General features: G+C 74.0%; 11 protein-coding genes. 5 read left to right on the top strand and 6 right to left on the bottom strand.

The window, feature by feature from the left end; translation table 11 throughout:
• The gene (locus tag ABTZ03_RS00170) at nt 1–966 is read right to left on the bottom strand and encodes a carbohydrate ABC transporter permease (RefSeq protein ID WP_350510552.1); all 966 of its coding nucleotides are present in this window, start codon (nt 964–966) and stop codon (nt 1–3) included.
• A gap of 4 nt (nt 967–970) precedes the next feature.
• Nucleotides 971–2266: an ABC transporter substrate-binding protein gene (locus ABTZ03_RS00165; protein ID WP_350510551.1), complete on the bottom strand. Its 1296-nt coding sequence runs from the start codon at nt 2264–2266 to the stop codon at nt 971–973.
• Nucleotides 2267–2545: 279 nt separating this feature from the next.
• Between ABTZ03_RS00165 and ABTZ03_RS00160 the strand changes: the two genes are divergently transcribed.
• From ABTZ03_RS00160 to ABTZ03_RS00140, 5 genes are all read left to right on the top strand, one after another.
• Complete coding sequence (locus tag ABTZ03_RS00160; protein WP_350510550.1) at nt 2546–3544, top strand: LacI family DNA-binding transcriptional regulator; 999 nt, start codon at nt 2546–2548, stop codon at nt 3542–3544.
• A 43-nt stretch (nt 3545–3587) separates the two neighbouring features.
• A complete protein-coding gene (locus ABTZ03_RS00155; RefSeq protein ID WP_350510549.1) occupies nt 3588–5948 on the top strand; it encodes a glycosyl hydrolase family 95 catalytic domain-containing protein in 2361 nt (786 codons plus the stop codon).
• A 4-nt stretch (nt 5949–5952) separates the two neighbouring features.
• Nucleotides 5953–6720, top strand: a complete 768-nt coding sequence (locus ABTZ03_RS00150; RefSeq protein ID WP_350510548.1) for an SDR family NAD(P)-dependent oxidoreductase — start codon at nt 5953–5955, stop codon at nt 6718–6720.
• Nucleotides 6721–6814: 94 nt separating this feature from the next.
• The gene (locus ABTZ03_RS00145) at nt 6815–7780 is read left to right on the top strand and encodes a phosphotransferase enzyme family protein (RefSeq protein WP_350510547.1); all 966 of its coding nucleotides are present in this window, start codon (nt 6815–6817) and stop codon (nt 7778–7780) included.
• Entirely contained in the window at nt 7681–8889 is a 1209-nt protein-coding gene (locus ABTZ03_RS00140; protein ID WP_350510867.1) for a glycosyltransferase, read from the top strand. The genes ABTZ03_RS00145 and ABTZ03_RS00140 overlap by 100 nt, the downstream gene beginning before the upstream one ends.
• Here the strand turns inward: ABTZ03_RS00140 and ABTZ03_RS00135 are convergent.
• From ABTZ03_RS00135 to ABTZ03_RS00120, 4 genes are all read right to left on the bottom strand, one after another.
• Nucleotides 8882–9919: a glycosyltransferase family 4 protein gene (locus tag ABTZ03_RS00135; protein ID WP_350510546.1), complete on the bottom strand. Its 1038-nt coding sequence runs from the start codon at nt 9917–9919 to the stop codon at nt 8882–8884. The genes ABTZ03_RS00140 and ABTZ03_RS00135 overlap by 8 nt on opposite strands.
• Before the next feature lie 81 nt (nt 9920–10000).
• Nucleotides 10001–10252: a hypothetical protein gene (locus ABTZ03_RS00130; RefSeq protein ID WP_350510545.1), complete on the bottom strand. Its 252-nt coding sequence runs from the start codon at nt 10250–10252 to the stop codon at nt 10001–10003.
• A gap of 89 nt (nt 10253–10341) precedes the next feature.
• Complete coding sequence (locus tag ABTZ03_RS00125; RefSeq protein WP_350510544.1) at nt 10342–11652, bottom strand: sensor histidine kinase; 1311 nt, start codon at nt 11650–11652, stop codon at nt 10342–10344.
• A gap of 26 nt (nt 11653–11678) precedes the next feature.
• Nucleotides 11679–12347 (bottom strand): response regulator transcription factor, encoded by a 669-nt coding sequence (locus ABTZ03_RS00120; RefSeq protein ID WP_350510543.1) that lies wholly within the window; start codon nt 12345–12347, stop codon nt 11679–11681.
• Nucleotides 12348–12355: the final 8 nt, after the last annotated feature.

Here is a 12355-nt window from a genome sequence, read left to right as displayed (position 1 = left end):
TCAGTACTCGATCGGTTCGCGGCGCAGCACCCGGCGCAGCACGACGGTCACCACGGTGACCATCAGCAGGGTGACCACGGCGGCGGCCGTGGCCACGCCGAGCCGGGGGATGGTCGCCCGGGGGAACGCCTCGGCGTACACGTACATGGCGGTGTTCCAACTGTCCACCGGGGGGAAGCGGTTGCTGCTGCCGCCGAAGAGCAGGATGAGCTCGAAGATCTTCACCGAGCTGACCGTCCAGAGCACCGCGCAGACCGAGATGACGTCCCAGGCGCAGGGCAGGGTGACGTGGCGGAAGCGCTGGAAGGCGTTGGCCCCGTCGAGTTCGGCGGCCTCGTACAGGTGGGGCGGGATCTGGTCGACGGCGGCCATGATGATCGAGGTGTAGTAGCCGGTGGCCGTCCAGATCACGGTGCCGAGGACCATCGGGAACAGGTTGGTGGTGGACAGCCACTTCGGCGGGGTGGTCACCCCGAGGAACTCCAGCGCCTGGTTGACCGGGCCGGAGGGGGAGAACAGGAAGCCGGCCGCGATGCCGAAGACCATGCCGTTGACGAGGGAGGGGAAGAAGAGCACGGACCGGGCGAACAGCCGGCCCTTCATCTCGCGCAGCACCAGGGTCAGCAGGAAGCTGATCAGGAAGGTGATCGTGCCACCGACCGCCATCAGCTCCAGGGTGTTGACCAGTGAGGTGCGGAACACCGGGTCGTCGAAGAGCTGTTGGTAGTTCTTCAGGCCGCGCCACTGCATCGCGCCCATGCCGTCCCACTTGTACAGGCTGGTCCACACGGCGTAGCCGACCGGGGCGAGGAACAGCACCGCGTAGGCGAGCAGCGCGGGGGCGGTGAACGGCCAGAACATCCGGCGCTGTTGGCGTTCGTGGGGGCCCGCGCCGGGTGGGCGGCGGGCGGTGCGGGCGGCCCGCACGCCGGGGGTCCGGGGCCGGTGCTGGATCGTGGTCGCCACCGGCTCAGCCCTGGGTCTTCCAGTACGCGACCTGGTCGGCCTTGCACTTGGCGGTGAACGCGGCGGCGTCGGTCTTCGCGTGCCAGAAGTCCAGGAAGTTCTGCTCGAACACCTTGGCGGACCAGTCGCCGGCCACGCCGTCGTAGGGCAGCCGGACGGTCGGGGCGTCGAGGGACTTCTGCGCGTCCTCCAGCCCGGCGGGGGCGGGGACGTCGGTGCGGGGGGTGAGGTTGAGGGCGGTGGTGGCCATCCCGGAGACCTGCTTCTTCTGCAGGAAGAAGGCGATGAACTTCTCGGCGGCCCCGGCGTTCTTGGCCCGCTTGGGGATCGAGAAGCCGAACAGCGAGACGTCCGGGGCCTTGGCGCCGGGCGGCAGGATGGAGCCGAACTTCCAGCCGGTCGGGACCTGCTTGGCGACCTCGCCGGTGACGTAGCTGCCGTCCATGTAGAAGGCCGCCTTGCCGCCGGCCCAGTTGGTCTCCTGGGCGGGGTACTTGGTGGCGTCGTAGCCGGGGATGAGGTGGCCGCCCTTGACCAGCTGCTCCAGGTCCTGGGCGGCCTTGAGGACGGCCGGATCGTCCCAGAGGGCGCCGGTCCGGTCGGCGGAGAGCTTGGCGAAGTCGATGCCGGCGGCGTTCAGCAGGTAGTCGAAGTAGAGGCCGTTGGTCCACGGGTCCTCGCCCTCGGAGGCGAGGCAGGCCTTGCCCTTGGCCTTGAGGGCGTCGCACACCTTGAGCAGGCCGGGCCAGTCGGTGGGGGCGCTCGGCATCGCGGCGGCGAGGTCGGGGTCGGCGGCGTTGTAGAACATGCCGGTGGTGGCCAGGTAGTAGGGGATCAGGTAGTGGTTCTGGCCGGACGGGTCCTTGGGCAGCACGTCGAGGTACTTGGCCGGGACGACGGCGGAGACCGGGACGTTCTCGCCGGGGACCTGGAGGGACAGCACGGGGGAGAGGTCCAGGGCCTGGCCGGCGGCGGCCACCGAGCCGTAGACCACGTCGTTGGACTCGTCCCAGAGGTCGGGGGCCTGGTTGGCGGCGATCGCCGGGCCGATCTTCTTGGCGATGTCGCGACCGGTCCAGTTGACGGTGACCTTGACGCCGGTGGCGGCGGTGAAGTCGGCGATCGCGCCCTTGAGCACCTGCGCCTGCGGTTCGTCGGCGCGCCACATCGACCAGTAGGTGAAGCCGTTCCCGCCGTTCCCCCCGCCGCCGCCGGAGCCGCAGGCCGTCAGGCCCGCGACCAGCGCGGCCGCCAGGGCCGCACCGGCCACCCGCCGGGACGGCATCGTCGTTCTGCCCATGAGTGTGTCCTCTCCGAGGCGCGGGAGCCGCGCGGGGTAGCGGTCGGCGGGCCCCTCGCACCGGGGCCCCCGACTGGCTCGGAACCGTAGTGCGGCTTTGACCGGTAAAACAAGAGGCCGGTCGAAGAAATCCGGAACGGGAACCGTCCCTGGACGCCGCGTCCCCGGTGGATCCCGGCTGGACCAAAGGTCGTGAGGCGCAGGTGGCTTGACGGGGTGACGTGGCGTGACTACTTTGCGAGCTGCTCCACTTAACCGGTCAAATACGAGGGAACGCCGATGGTGACGATGCAGGACGTGGCCGAGCGGGCGGGGGTCACCAAGCAGACCGTCTCCAACGTCATCACCGGCCGGGTCGCGGTCCGCCCGACCACGGCCGCCCGAGTACGTGCGGCGATCGACGAACTCGGCTACACCCCGAACCTGGTGGCCCGCTCCCTGGCCACCGGCAGCACCAGGACCGTCGGCTTCTTCGTCCCCACCGTGGCCGGCGCGTTCTACGGGGAGATGGTCGAGGAGGTCGAGGACGTCCTGGAGGAGGCCGGCCACCACCTGCTGCTCTGCACCACCCGGCTGGACGGCGAACGGGCCCGGCGACACCTGGCCGGGCTCACCAGCCGCTCGGTCGACGCCCTGCTGATCGCCGGCGACCAGGACCTGCTCGGCCACCTCCCGCTGCTCTCCGACGCCCGCTTCCCGGTGGTGCTCTGCGCCTGGGAGACCGAGGCACCGGACCGCTTCCCGGTGGTCACCATCGACTATGAGCGGGCCGGCTACCTGGCCGGCCGCCACCTGCGCGAACTCGGCCACCGGCGGGTCGCCGTGCTCGCCAGCCCGGCCCACACCGCGCGGGTGGCCGGCTTCCGCCGGGCCTTCGCCGCGGACGGGCTCACCGTCCCCGACGACGCCGTCCGCTACGCCGCCGCACCGACCCCGGCGGGCGGCTTCGCCGCGGCGGAGGCGCTGCTCGCCACCGACCCCGGGGTGACGGCGCTGTTCACCACCCACGACGTGCTCGCCCTCGGCGCCCTGGAGGCCGCCCGGGCGGCCGGGCGCTCGGTGCCGCACGACCTCTCGCTGATCGGCCAGGACATCTCCGAAGTCCTGCTCACCCACCCGGCGCTCACCACGGTGTCCATCCCCAAGCGGGAGATGGCCCGGCAGGCCACCGAACTGCTGCTGCGCGCCCTCACCAAGACCGGCACCCCCGCCAACTCGGTGCAGCTGATGCGCCCGGAGCTGATCGTCCGGGGGAGCACCGCGCCGCCGGCCGGCTGAGCTCGGCGGGCGGCTCAAGGAACTCGTCGACAGGAGCGCTCAGTTGTCCCACGCCCCGACCGAACTGTGGTACCGCGGACCGGCCACCGGCTTCCTGGAGGCACTGCCGCTGGGCAACGGCCGCCTCGGCGCGCTGCTGTACGGCGGCGCCGCCGAGGAGACCGTCCACCTCAACGCCGACACGTTGTGGTCCGGCGGGCCCGGCCCGCGTGATCGTGAGGGCGCGGCGGAGAACCTGGCGGCGCTGAGGGCCGCTGTCCTCGACGAGCGGGCGCCCGGCCTCGCCGACCGGCTGGCCGAGCACATGCAGGGGCCGTTCACCGAGGCCTTCCAGCCGTTGGCCACGCTGAACTTGGCGTTTCCAGGCCGCGAAGTGTCGGACCACGTACGGCTGTTGGACCTGGACGCCGCCGTCCACCGGGTGTCCTGCCGTACCGACGGTGTCGACCTGCTACGGGAGTCCTTCGCCTCCGCGCCCGCCGGACTGCTGGTCACCCGGATCAGCGCTTCCACCCTCGGTGCGGTCACCCTCACCGCCCGGTTCGCCACCCCGCACCCGGGAGCCCGCCACCACCACCCGGCCCCGGGCACTCTGGCCGTCACCGGCCGGGCGCCCGCCCACGTCGCCTTCGGCGAGGAGGATCCGGCCCACTACCGGGACGGCGAGGGCACGGGCTTCGCCGCCGGACTGCGGGTGCTGGCGACCGGAGGCCGGGTGGCGCGGAGCGGCGGAGCGGTGACCGTTCACGGCGCCGACGAGGTGCTGCTGCTGGTCGCCGTGGCCACCGGCTACCGGGGGCCCGGTACGCCACCCGTCGGCCCGGAGGAAGGGCCGCTCGCCGAGGCGCTGGAGCAACTGGCGGCGCAGCGGCGGCCGTACCGGGAACTGCTCGACGAACACCTGGCCGACCACCGGCGGTTGTTCCGGGCCTGCACGCTCAGCCTCGAAGCCGGGCCACCGGACCACCGCCCCACCGACGAACGGCTAGCCGCCGTCCGGGCCGGCGGCGAGGATCCGGGCCTGACGGCCCTCCAGTTCGCCTACGGCCGCTACCTGCTGATCGCCTCCTCCCGCCCCGGCGGCCAGCCGGCCACCCTCCAGGGCCTCTGGAACACCGAGGTCGCCCCGCCCTGGAACGCCAACTGGACCACCAATATCAACCTTCAGATGGCCTACTGGCCCGCCGAGACCACCGGCCTGGCCGACTGCCACCGACCCCTCCTCGACCTGATCGCCGACCTCGCCGAACCCGGCACCCGCACCGCCCGCACCTACTACGGCGCCGCCGGCTGGACCGTCCACCACAACACCGACCTGTGGCGCGCCACCAACCCGGTCAGCGGCTCGCCGTCCTGGGCCAACTGGCCGACCGCCGCCGCCTGGCTCTGCGCCCACCTGTGGGAGCACTACCTCTTCGGCGGCGACCGGCACTTCCTCGCCGACCACGCCTACCCGCTGATGCGCGACGCCGCCCGCTTCCTGCTCGACCTGCTCACCGAGGACGACGACGGCACCCTGGTCACCTGCCCCTCCACCTCGCCCGAGCACCACTTCCGGCTCCCCGACGGCGGCCTCGCCGCCGTCACCGCCGGCGCCACCCTGGACCACTGGCTCACCGCCGAACTCTTCGCCACCACTGCGGCCGCCGCCCGACTCCTGGACACCGACCAGGAGTTGACGGCTGCCCTCGACACCGCCCGCGCCCGGCTGCGCCCGCCCGCGACCGGTCCCGACGGACGGCTGCTGGAATGGTGGCGCGACCTGCCCGAGGAGGACCCGGGCCACCGGCACTTCTCCCACCTCCACGGCCTCCACCCGGGCAGCGCGATCGACCCCCTCACCGCGCCCGCCCTGGTCGCGCCCGCCCGCCTCGCCCTGGCACGGCGGCTGGCCCACGGTGGCGGCAGCACCGGCTGGAGCGCCGCCTGGGCCGCCGCACTGGCCGCCCGCCTCGGCGACGGCGACCTCGCCCACCGCGCCCTCCGCTCCCTGCTCACCGACTACACCGCGCCCAACCTGTTCGGCCTCCACCCGCCGGACCTCTTCCAGCTCGACGGCAATCTCGGCCTCACCGCCGCCGTCGCCGAAATGCTGCTGCAGAGCCACAACGGCGTGCTGCGGCTGCTCCCCGCCCTGCCCGCCGCCTGGCCCGACGGCCGGGCCACCGGCCTTCGGGCGCGCGGCGGCAGCACCGTCGACCTGTCCTGGGCCGACGGCCGCCTCACCGAAGCGACCGTCCGCACCACCCGGGCCCAGCGTCTCACCGTGCAACTGCCGCCGGGCATCCGGGCGGTGACGTCCGCCGTCCGCACCACCACCCCTGGCATCATGACGATCGAGGCGGAGGCCGAAACGAGCTACCGGCTGAGGCCCCTCCCCGACCACGACCGAGGACCGCGGTGACCGCATGAACGAGCACACCTGCCGACGCTTTCAGGGCCGGGTCGCGCTGATCACCGGCGCCGCCAGCGGCATCGGCGCCGCGACCGCCCGGCGGCTGGCCGCCGAAGGCGCGGCGGTGATCGCCGTCGACATCGCCGACGAGGCCGGGCAGCAGCTGGCGGACGCCATCACCCGCGCGGGCGGCCGGGCCGAGTACCGCCACGGCGACGTGGGCTCCGCCGCGATGTGGGAGGAGCTGGCCGAGCACGTCGCCCGCCGCTACGGCCGCCTGGACGTCCTGCACAGCAACGCCTACGCCGTCGTGGTGAAGCCCGCGCACGAACTCGACGAGACCGAGTGGGACGGCCAACTTGCCGTGACCCTCAAGGCCAGCTGGCTGGCGGTCCGTGCCTTCGCCGCCCAACTGGCCGACAGTGAGGGCACGTTGGTGCTCACCTCCTCGGTGCACGCCCTGGTCGGGCTGCCCGGCCACCCGGCGTACGCCGCGGCGAAGGGTGCGCTGTGCGCGCTCGGCCGCCAGCTCGCCGTCGAGTACGGGCCCCGGGTGCGCGTCAACACCGTGCTGCCCGGCCCGATCCTCACCCCCGCCTGGGACCGGGTGGACGAGGCCGGGCGCGCCGACAGCGTGGCCGGCACGGTCGCCAAGCGGCTCGGCACCCCCGAGGAGGTGGCCGCCGCCGTCGCCTTCCTGGCCTCCTCCGACGCCTCCTACATCACCGGGGCGAGCCTGGTGGTGGACGGCGGCTGGTCGATCGTCAAGGACTCGGCCTGACCACGGCGTTGCGCCTGGGACTTCCGGGCGTGCGGATACGGAGGATCGTGGGATTCCGGCTGCCGAGGGCGCGCGTCCTCGTTAGCCTGGCCCGGTGGAAGATCGGGAAGTGTTCGTCGGCGGCGTGAACCTGGTCACCCGGGAGGGCGGCCTGGTCCGGCGCCCGGCCGGCCCCTGGAGCGGCACCGTCCAGCGCCTGCTGGCGCAGCTGCGCGAGGCCGGATTCACCGGTGCGCCGCGCCCGTACGGGATCGGCGACGACGCCGCCGAGGAGCTCGTCGAGTACCTCCCCGGAACGGTGGGGCACGACTTCGCCGCGCCCGAGGTGCGGAGCGACGCCTCGCTGGTGGCCGCGGGACGGCTGCTGCGTGCCCTCCACGACGCCTCCGCCGACTTCGTCCGGGAGCCGGGCGACGTCTGGCAGTTTCCCGCTCGCGAGCCGGCCGAGGTGATCTGCCACGGCGACGCGGCGACGTACAACACGGTCTTCCGGGACGGTCTTCCGGTCGCCTTCATCGACTTCGACACGGCCCACCCCGGCCCCCGGCTGTGGGATGCCGCCTACACCGCCTACCGCTTCGTCCCGCTGTACGCCCCGGACGAGGTCGAACACACCCTGCCGGTACCCGAGGCGAAGCGCCGGCTCCTCCTGTTCGCCGACTCCTACGGTCTCTCCCAGGACGAGCGGGACCGACTGCCCGCCACGGCGGCGGAGCGGTTGAGAGCGCTCGTCGCCTGGATGCGCGAGCAGGCGGCAGCGGGTCATCCGGCGTTCGGCCGCCACGTGGCGGAGGGCCACGACCGCCGCTACCTGACGGACGCCCGCTGGATCGAGGAGACCTTCGGCCGCCGGCGCCCTGATCCCCCGTACGACATCCCCCGTACGACGAATCCGACCGACTCCGTCCCCGCCGAGGTAGCAGCATGCGCGTCCTGCACATCTCCGACCACGCCGACCCGTTGGCCACTCCGGGAGGCGAGTTCTGCGGCGGTCAGAACGTCTACGTCCGGGAGCTGGCGAGACGGCTGGCCGGCTCCGGCTGCACGGTCGACGTCGTGACCCGCTGGGCGGACGGGCGGCTGGCCCGGCAGGAGCCGATCGCCCCGGGCGCACGGACCGTCCGGGTGCCGGCCGGACCGGTCGGGCCGCTGCCGCGTGAGCGGTTCGGCGACGTCCTCGACGAGTTCTGCGCGGGGGTCGTCGGGCTCCACGAGGAGGTGGGCGGTTACGACGTGGTGCACAGTCACTACTGGTACTCCGCCGTCGCGGCCCTGCGGCTCGGCGACCGCCACCCGGTACCGCTGGTGCACACCCACCACTCCCTGGGGGTGGTGCGCCGGGCGGCGATCGGGCGGGACACGGCCGACGAGGACGGCGAACACTTCGCGGCCAGGCACCGGGTCGAACGGCGCATCGGTCTGCGCGCCGCCGCAGTCGTGGCCAGCAGTCCCGGCGAACTCACGGACCTGCGGCGGCTGTTGGGAACGCCGCGCGACACCCTGCGCATGGTTCCTCCCGGGGTGGACACCGAGCTCCTGACCCCGCGCGACCCCGCCCTCGCCCGCGCCGAACTGGGCCTGCCGGCGGACGTCCCGGTGGTCCTGTTCGTCGGGCGGCTCGAACCGCGCAAGGGCTGGGAGGATCTCGTCCCCGCCTTCGCCCTCGTGCGCCGGACGCTCCCCGATGCGGTGCTCGTCGTCGTGGGCGGCGAGGCGCCGGAGCGGCGTGGCGGCCCGGAGTCGCTGGCGGCGCTGGTCGAGCGGCACGGCCTGACCGGGAGCGTGGACCTGCGTGGACCGGTTCCGCACGCGGCCACGGCCCGCTACTACAGCGCCGCGGACGTCACGGCCGTGCCCTCGCACTACGAGCCCTTCGGCCTGGTCGCCGTGGAGTCGATGGCCTGCGGCACACCGGTCGTGGCGACCGGTGTAGGCGGCCTGCGCTGGAGCGTCGCCGACCCGCGCGTCGGGGCGCTGGTGCCGCCGCGGGATCCGGTCGCGCTGGCGAAGGCGCTGGTCGACGTGCTGGCGTCAGGTTCGGCAGGACGCCGACAGGCTTGCGTGGACCGCGCCACCCGGGTCTACGGTGCCGAGCGGTGGGTCGACGGCATCCGGGAGATCTACCGCCGGGTGGCCGCCCCGCGCGTCGGCGCGGCGGGCCTCAGCTGAGGACGGGCAGCCCGTCGTTCAGCGCGGTCAACAGTTCGTCGACCGAGTGCGCGACGGTGCGGTGGCCAGCGGCAGCCCTGCGCTCGGCGGGTGTCAGACGGCCGAGCGCGCCCGCCCGGCGGATCGCCCGGGCCAGCGCCAGCGGGTCGTCGGGGCGGCACAGCACCAGGCCGCCGCAATCGGACTCGGGCAGGCCGCCCAGGTCGCTGGCCACCACCCGGCAGCCCGCGTGCTGCGCCTCGGCGGACAGGGTGCCGAACGGCTCGACCCACAGGACGCTGTGGCTGGGCATCACGACCACGTCCTGCGTCACCAGGAGCCGCGCCATCTCCCGCGCGGAGGTGCGCGGTGCCACCGCCTCGATCATCGGGTGGGCCCGTACCAGCGGCTCGACCAGGGGGTAGGCGGCGTCCTGGCCGCCCGCCAGCACCACCGTGAACGCGAAGTCCCCGTCCCCGGCGAACGCGTGCAGGGCCTCGAACAGCGTGTAGATCCCCTTCTCGGGGCCGAGCCGTCCCGCGAACAGCACCCGCACCGGGCCGGCCCCGCGCGCCGGCTCCGGCTCGGTCGCGAACTCGACGCCGGCGAACGGGTGGACGACGCCGATCCCGCCCGGGTCGAGTCCCAGGAAGGCGGCCCACCCGAGGGCGGCGGCGCTGGGCGCGAGCAGCCGGTGAGCCGCGTAGCCGTCCCGGTAGAACGCCGGATCCCGGCCGACCAGCGGAAGGTTGTGCATCATCACGTACGGCACCCGGACGGTCGGGATCCGCAGCGGCTCGGTGGCCAGGATCACCTCGCCGTCCAGCTGGCCGACGTCGTCCGGGGCCGGGTAGCCGGTGAAGCGCACGTCGGGCGCCTGCGCCCGGCCGTCCTGCTCACCGAGGCGGAAGGTGACCACCTGGTTGTCGATGCCCCGACGCGTCAACTCCCGGCACTGGCCCAGGGTGAAGGTCTCCGTCCCGCCGCTGCCCGGCAGCAACGGAAGCGGCGGGGTCCAGAACGAGGAGGGCGTCCAGACGTGGGAGATCATCCGACCACGATAGGTAGCCGATCCCGGAGGTGTGGGGATGTCGGAAAACCCGGTGATCACCTTCGGAAGGACGGCAGCCGCTCAGCGGCCGGTCCGGGTGAGGACCACCGTCAGCGGGCGCAGCCGCAGTCGGCCGAGCACGGACGCGCGGGCCGTGTGGTGCCGGCGGAGCAGTGAGTGGAGCGGCCGCAGCCGGTCGGCCGTGGTCTGGACCGTTCCGCCGCGGGGTTCCGCGGTACTCGGGGTGGCGGCGCCGATCCCCGCGAGGAAGGTGCCGAGGACGACGGCCGCCAGCAGGGCGACGGCGCAGCGGTGGCGGGCGGTGGTGGTCACGGGAGTTCCCCTCTCGGTGCTCCGCGCAGCGTGTCCGAGGCGACCTGAGGTTTTCGTGAGGAGCCGGAGGGAGTACGAACCGTCCGGTGTCAGGGCCGCCGTTTCACCGGGAGCGTCAGCGTGAAGCGCGCGCCGCCGCGGGCGCTGGTGGTGACGGTGAGCGTGCCGTGGTGGGCGCGGGCGGTCCAGGCGGCGATGGAGAGGCCGAGGCCGGTGCCGGTGGAGTCGGAGCCGCTGCGGAAGCGCTGGAACAGCGAGTCGGCGAGCTCGGGCGGGACGCCCGGTCCGGCGTCGTCCACGGTGAGGACGCCGTCGGCGGTGACGGTGAGCTCGACCTCGGCGGGCCGGCCGGGGGCGTGGCCGTGGGTGAGGGCGTTGGCCAGCAGGTTGGTGACGGCCCGGCGGAGCAGGTCCGGATCGGCCACGACGACGGTCGGTTCGGTGCGCAGGGTGACGCCGTGTCCGTCGGTGTGGGTGTCCTCGACGACGGTCTCGACGAGCTGGTCCAGGCGCAGCGGCTCGGTGGCCAGGGCGGTGACCCCGGCGGTGAGGCGGGCGCTGGTGAGCAGGCCGTCGACCAGGTCGCCCATACGGGTGGCCAGGTTCACGGTGCGCCGGAGCGCCTCGGGGCGGGCGGCGTCGTCACGCAGGGCGGTCTCGGCGAGCAGGCGCAGCGAGGCGGCGGGGGTGCGCAGGTCGTGGGCGGCGTCGGCGAGGAAGGCCTCGTGCTGGTGCACGGCGGTCACGGCGGGTCGGATGGCGCGGCCGGAGAGCAGGTGGCCGGCGAGGGCGGAGAGCGCCAGCAGGACGGCGCAGCCGCCGGCCAGGAGGAGGGCGAGGTCGCGGTGGGCCGCCCGGTCGGCGGCGGTGTCGGAGGCCACCACGACGGCGCCGCCGGTGCTGTTGCCGTCCGGGCCGGTGAAGACCTGGGCGAGCAGGCGCAGCGGGTGGCCGCGGTCGTCGTGGGCGTCGACGGTGGCGGTGCTGCCGTCCTCGACGGCCGCCGCTGCCGCGGCGAGGGTGTCGGGGGCGTGGGTGCGGGCGCAGGGCTGGCGCGGGGTGTAGACGGTCCGGAGGTGGTCGGCGCCGCTTCCGGAGAGCACGGTCACGGCGGGGCAGGAGACGTCGACGAACTCGGCCAGGTTGTGGGTGTCGAGGGCGCCGTTGTCGTCGAAGGAGAGCTCGGTGAGGGCCTGGGTGGCCTGCACCTTCAGCTCGCTGTCGGTCTGGTGGCGCCGGGAGACGCCGTCGCTGTGGACGGCGAAAGCGGCCAGGGCGACCAGGCCGACGGCGCTGGTCAGGACGTACAGGGCGGTGAGGCGCCGGCGGAGCCGTCGGGCCCGGTGCTCGGCCGGGGTGCGGGCGGCCGTGTTCCGGCGCCGGCGCAGGAGCGCCCTCACGGGCCGGTGCCGGCGCAGGGGCGCCCTCACGGGCCGGCCTCGGCCAGCCGGTAGCCGACGCCCCGGACGGTGTGGATCAGCGGCGGGTCGCCGAGTTTGCGGCGCAGCTGGGAGACCAGGACGTCGACCACGTTGGAGTTGGGCTCGGCCATCTCGTCCCAGCACTTCTCGACGATCTCGCCGCGCGGTACGGCCCGGTCGGCGCGGGTCGCCAGCAGTTCCAGGACGGCGAACTCCTTGGCGGTCAGGAGCAGCAGCACGCCGTCCCGGCGCACCTGCCGGCGGGCGGTGTCGATCTCCAGGCCGGCCAGGCGGTGCACGGGCGGGGCGACGGTGCCGGCCCGGCGGCACAGGTTGCGGACCCGGGCGATCAGCTCGGGCACGGCGAAGGGCTTGACCAGGTAGTCGTCGCCGCCCGCGGCGAACCCGTCGACCCGGTCGGCGACCCGGTCGCGGGCGGTGAGGAACAGCACCGGCACGGTACGGCCGGCCCGGCGCAGCTCCCGCACGTGGTCGAGGGCGTCACCGGAGGGCAGCATCCGGTCGAACACGGCGCAGTCGTAGTCGGTGATGAACAGCGCCTCGTCGGCTCCGGGTAGATCCGCCGCCTCGTCCACCGCGAGGCCGTCGGCCCGCAGGGCAGCGGTCAGGGCGAACCGCAGGTCGTCGTTGTCCTCCACCACCAGTACTCGCACGGCGGCCA

The sequence above is a fragment of the Kitasatospora sp. NPDC096077 genome (assembly GCF_040303245.1).
Taxonomy (GTDB): Bacteria; Actinomycetota; Actinomycetes; order Streptomycetales; family Streptomycetaceae; genus Kitasatospora.
The sequence above is the reverse complement of the archived record's forward strand: the minus strand, read 5'-3'. Positions and strand labels throughout refer to the sequence as shown.

Excerpts from the sequence above, each read along its gene's own strand:
- ABTZ03_RS00165 (WP_350510551.1), bottom strand. The coding sequence starts at position 2,266 with ATGGGCAGAACGACGATGCCGTCCCGGCGGGTGGCCGGTGCGGCCCTG.
- ABTZ03_RS00135 (WP_350510546.1), bottom strand. The coding sequence starts at position 9,919 with ATGATCTCCCACGTCTGGACGCCCTCCTCGTTCTGGACCCCGCCGCTT.
- ABTZ03_RS00150 (WP_350510548.1), top strand. The coding sequence starts at position 5,953 with ATGAACGAGCACACCTGCCGACGCTTTCAGGGCCGGGTCGCGCTGATC.
- ABTZ03_RS00160 (WP_350510550.1), top strand. The coding sequence starts at position 2,546 with ATGGTGACGATGCAGGACGTGGCCGAGCGGGCGGGGGTCACCAAGCAG.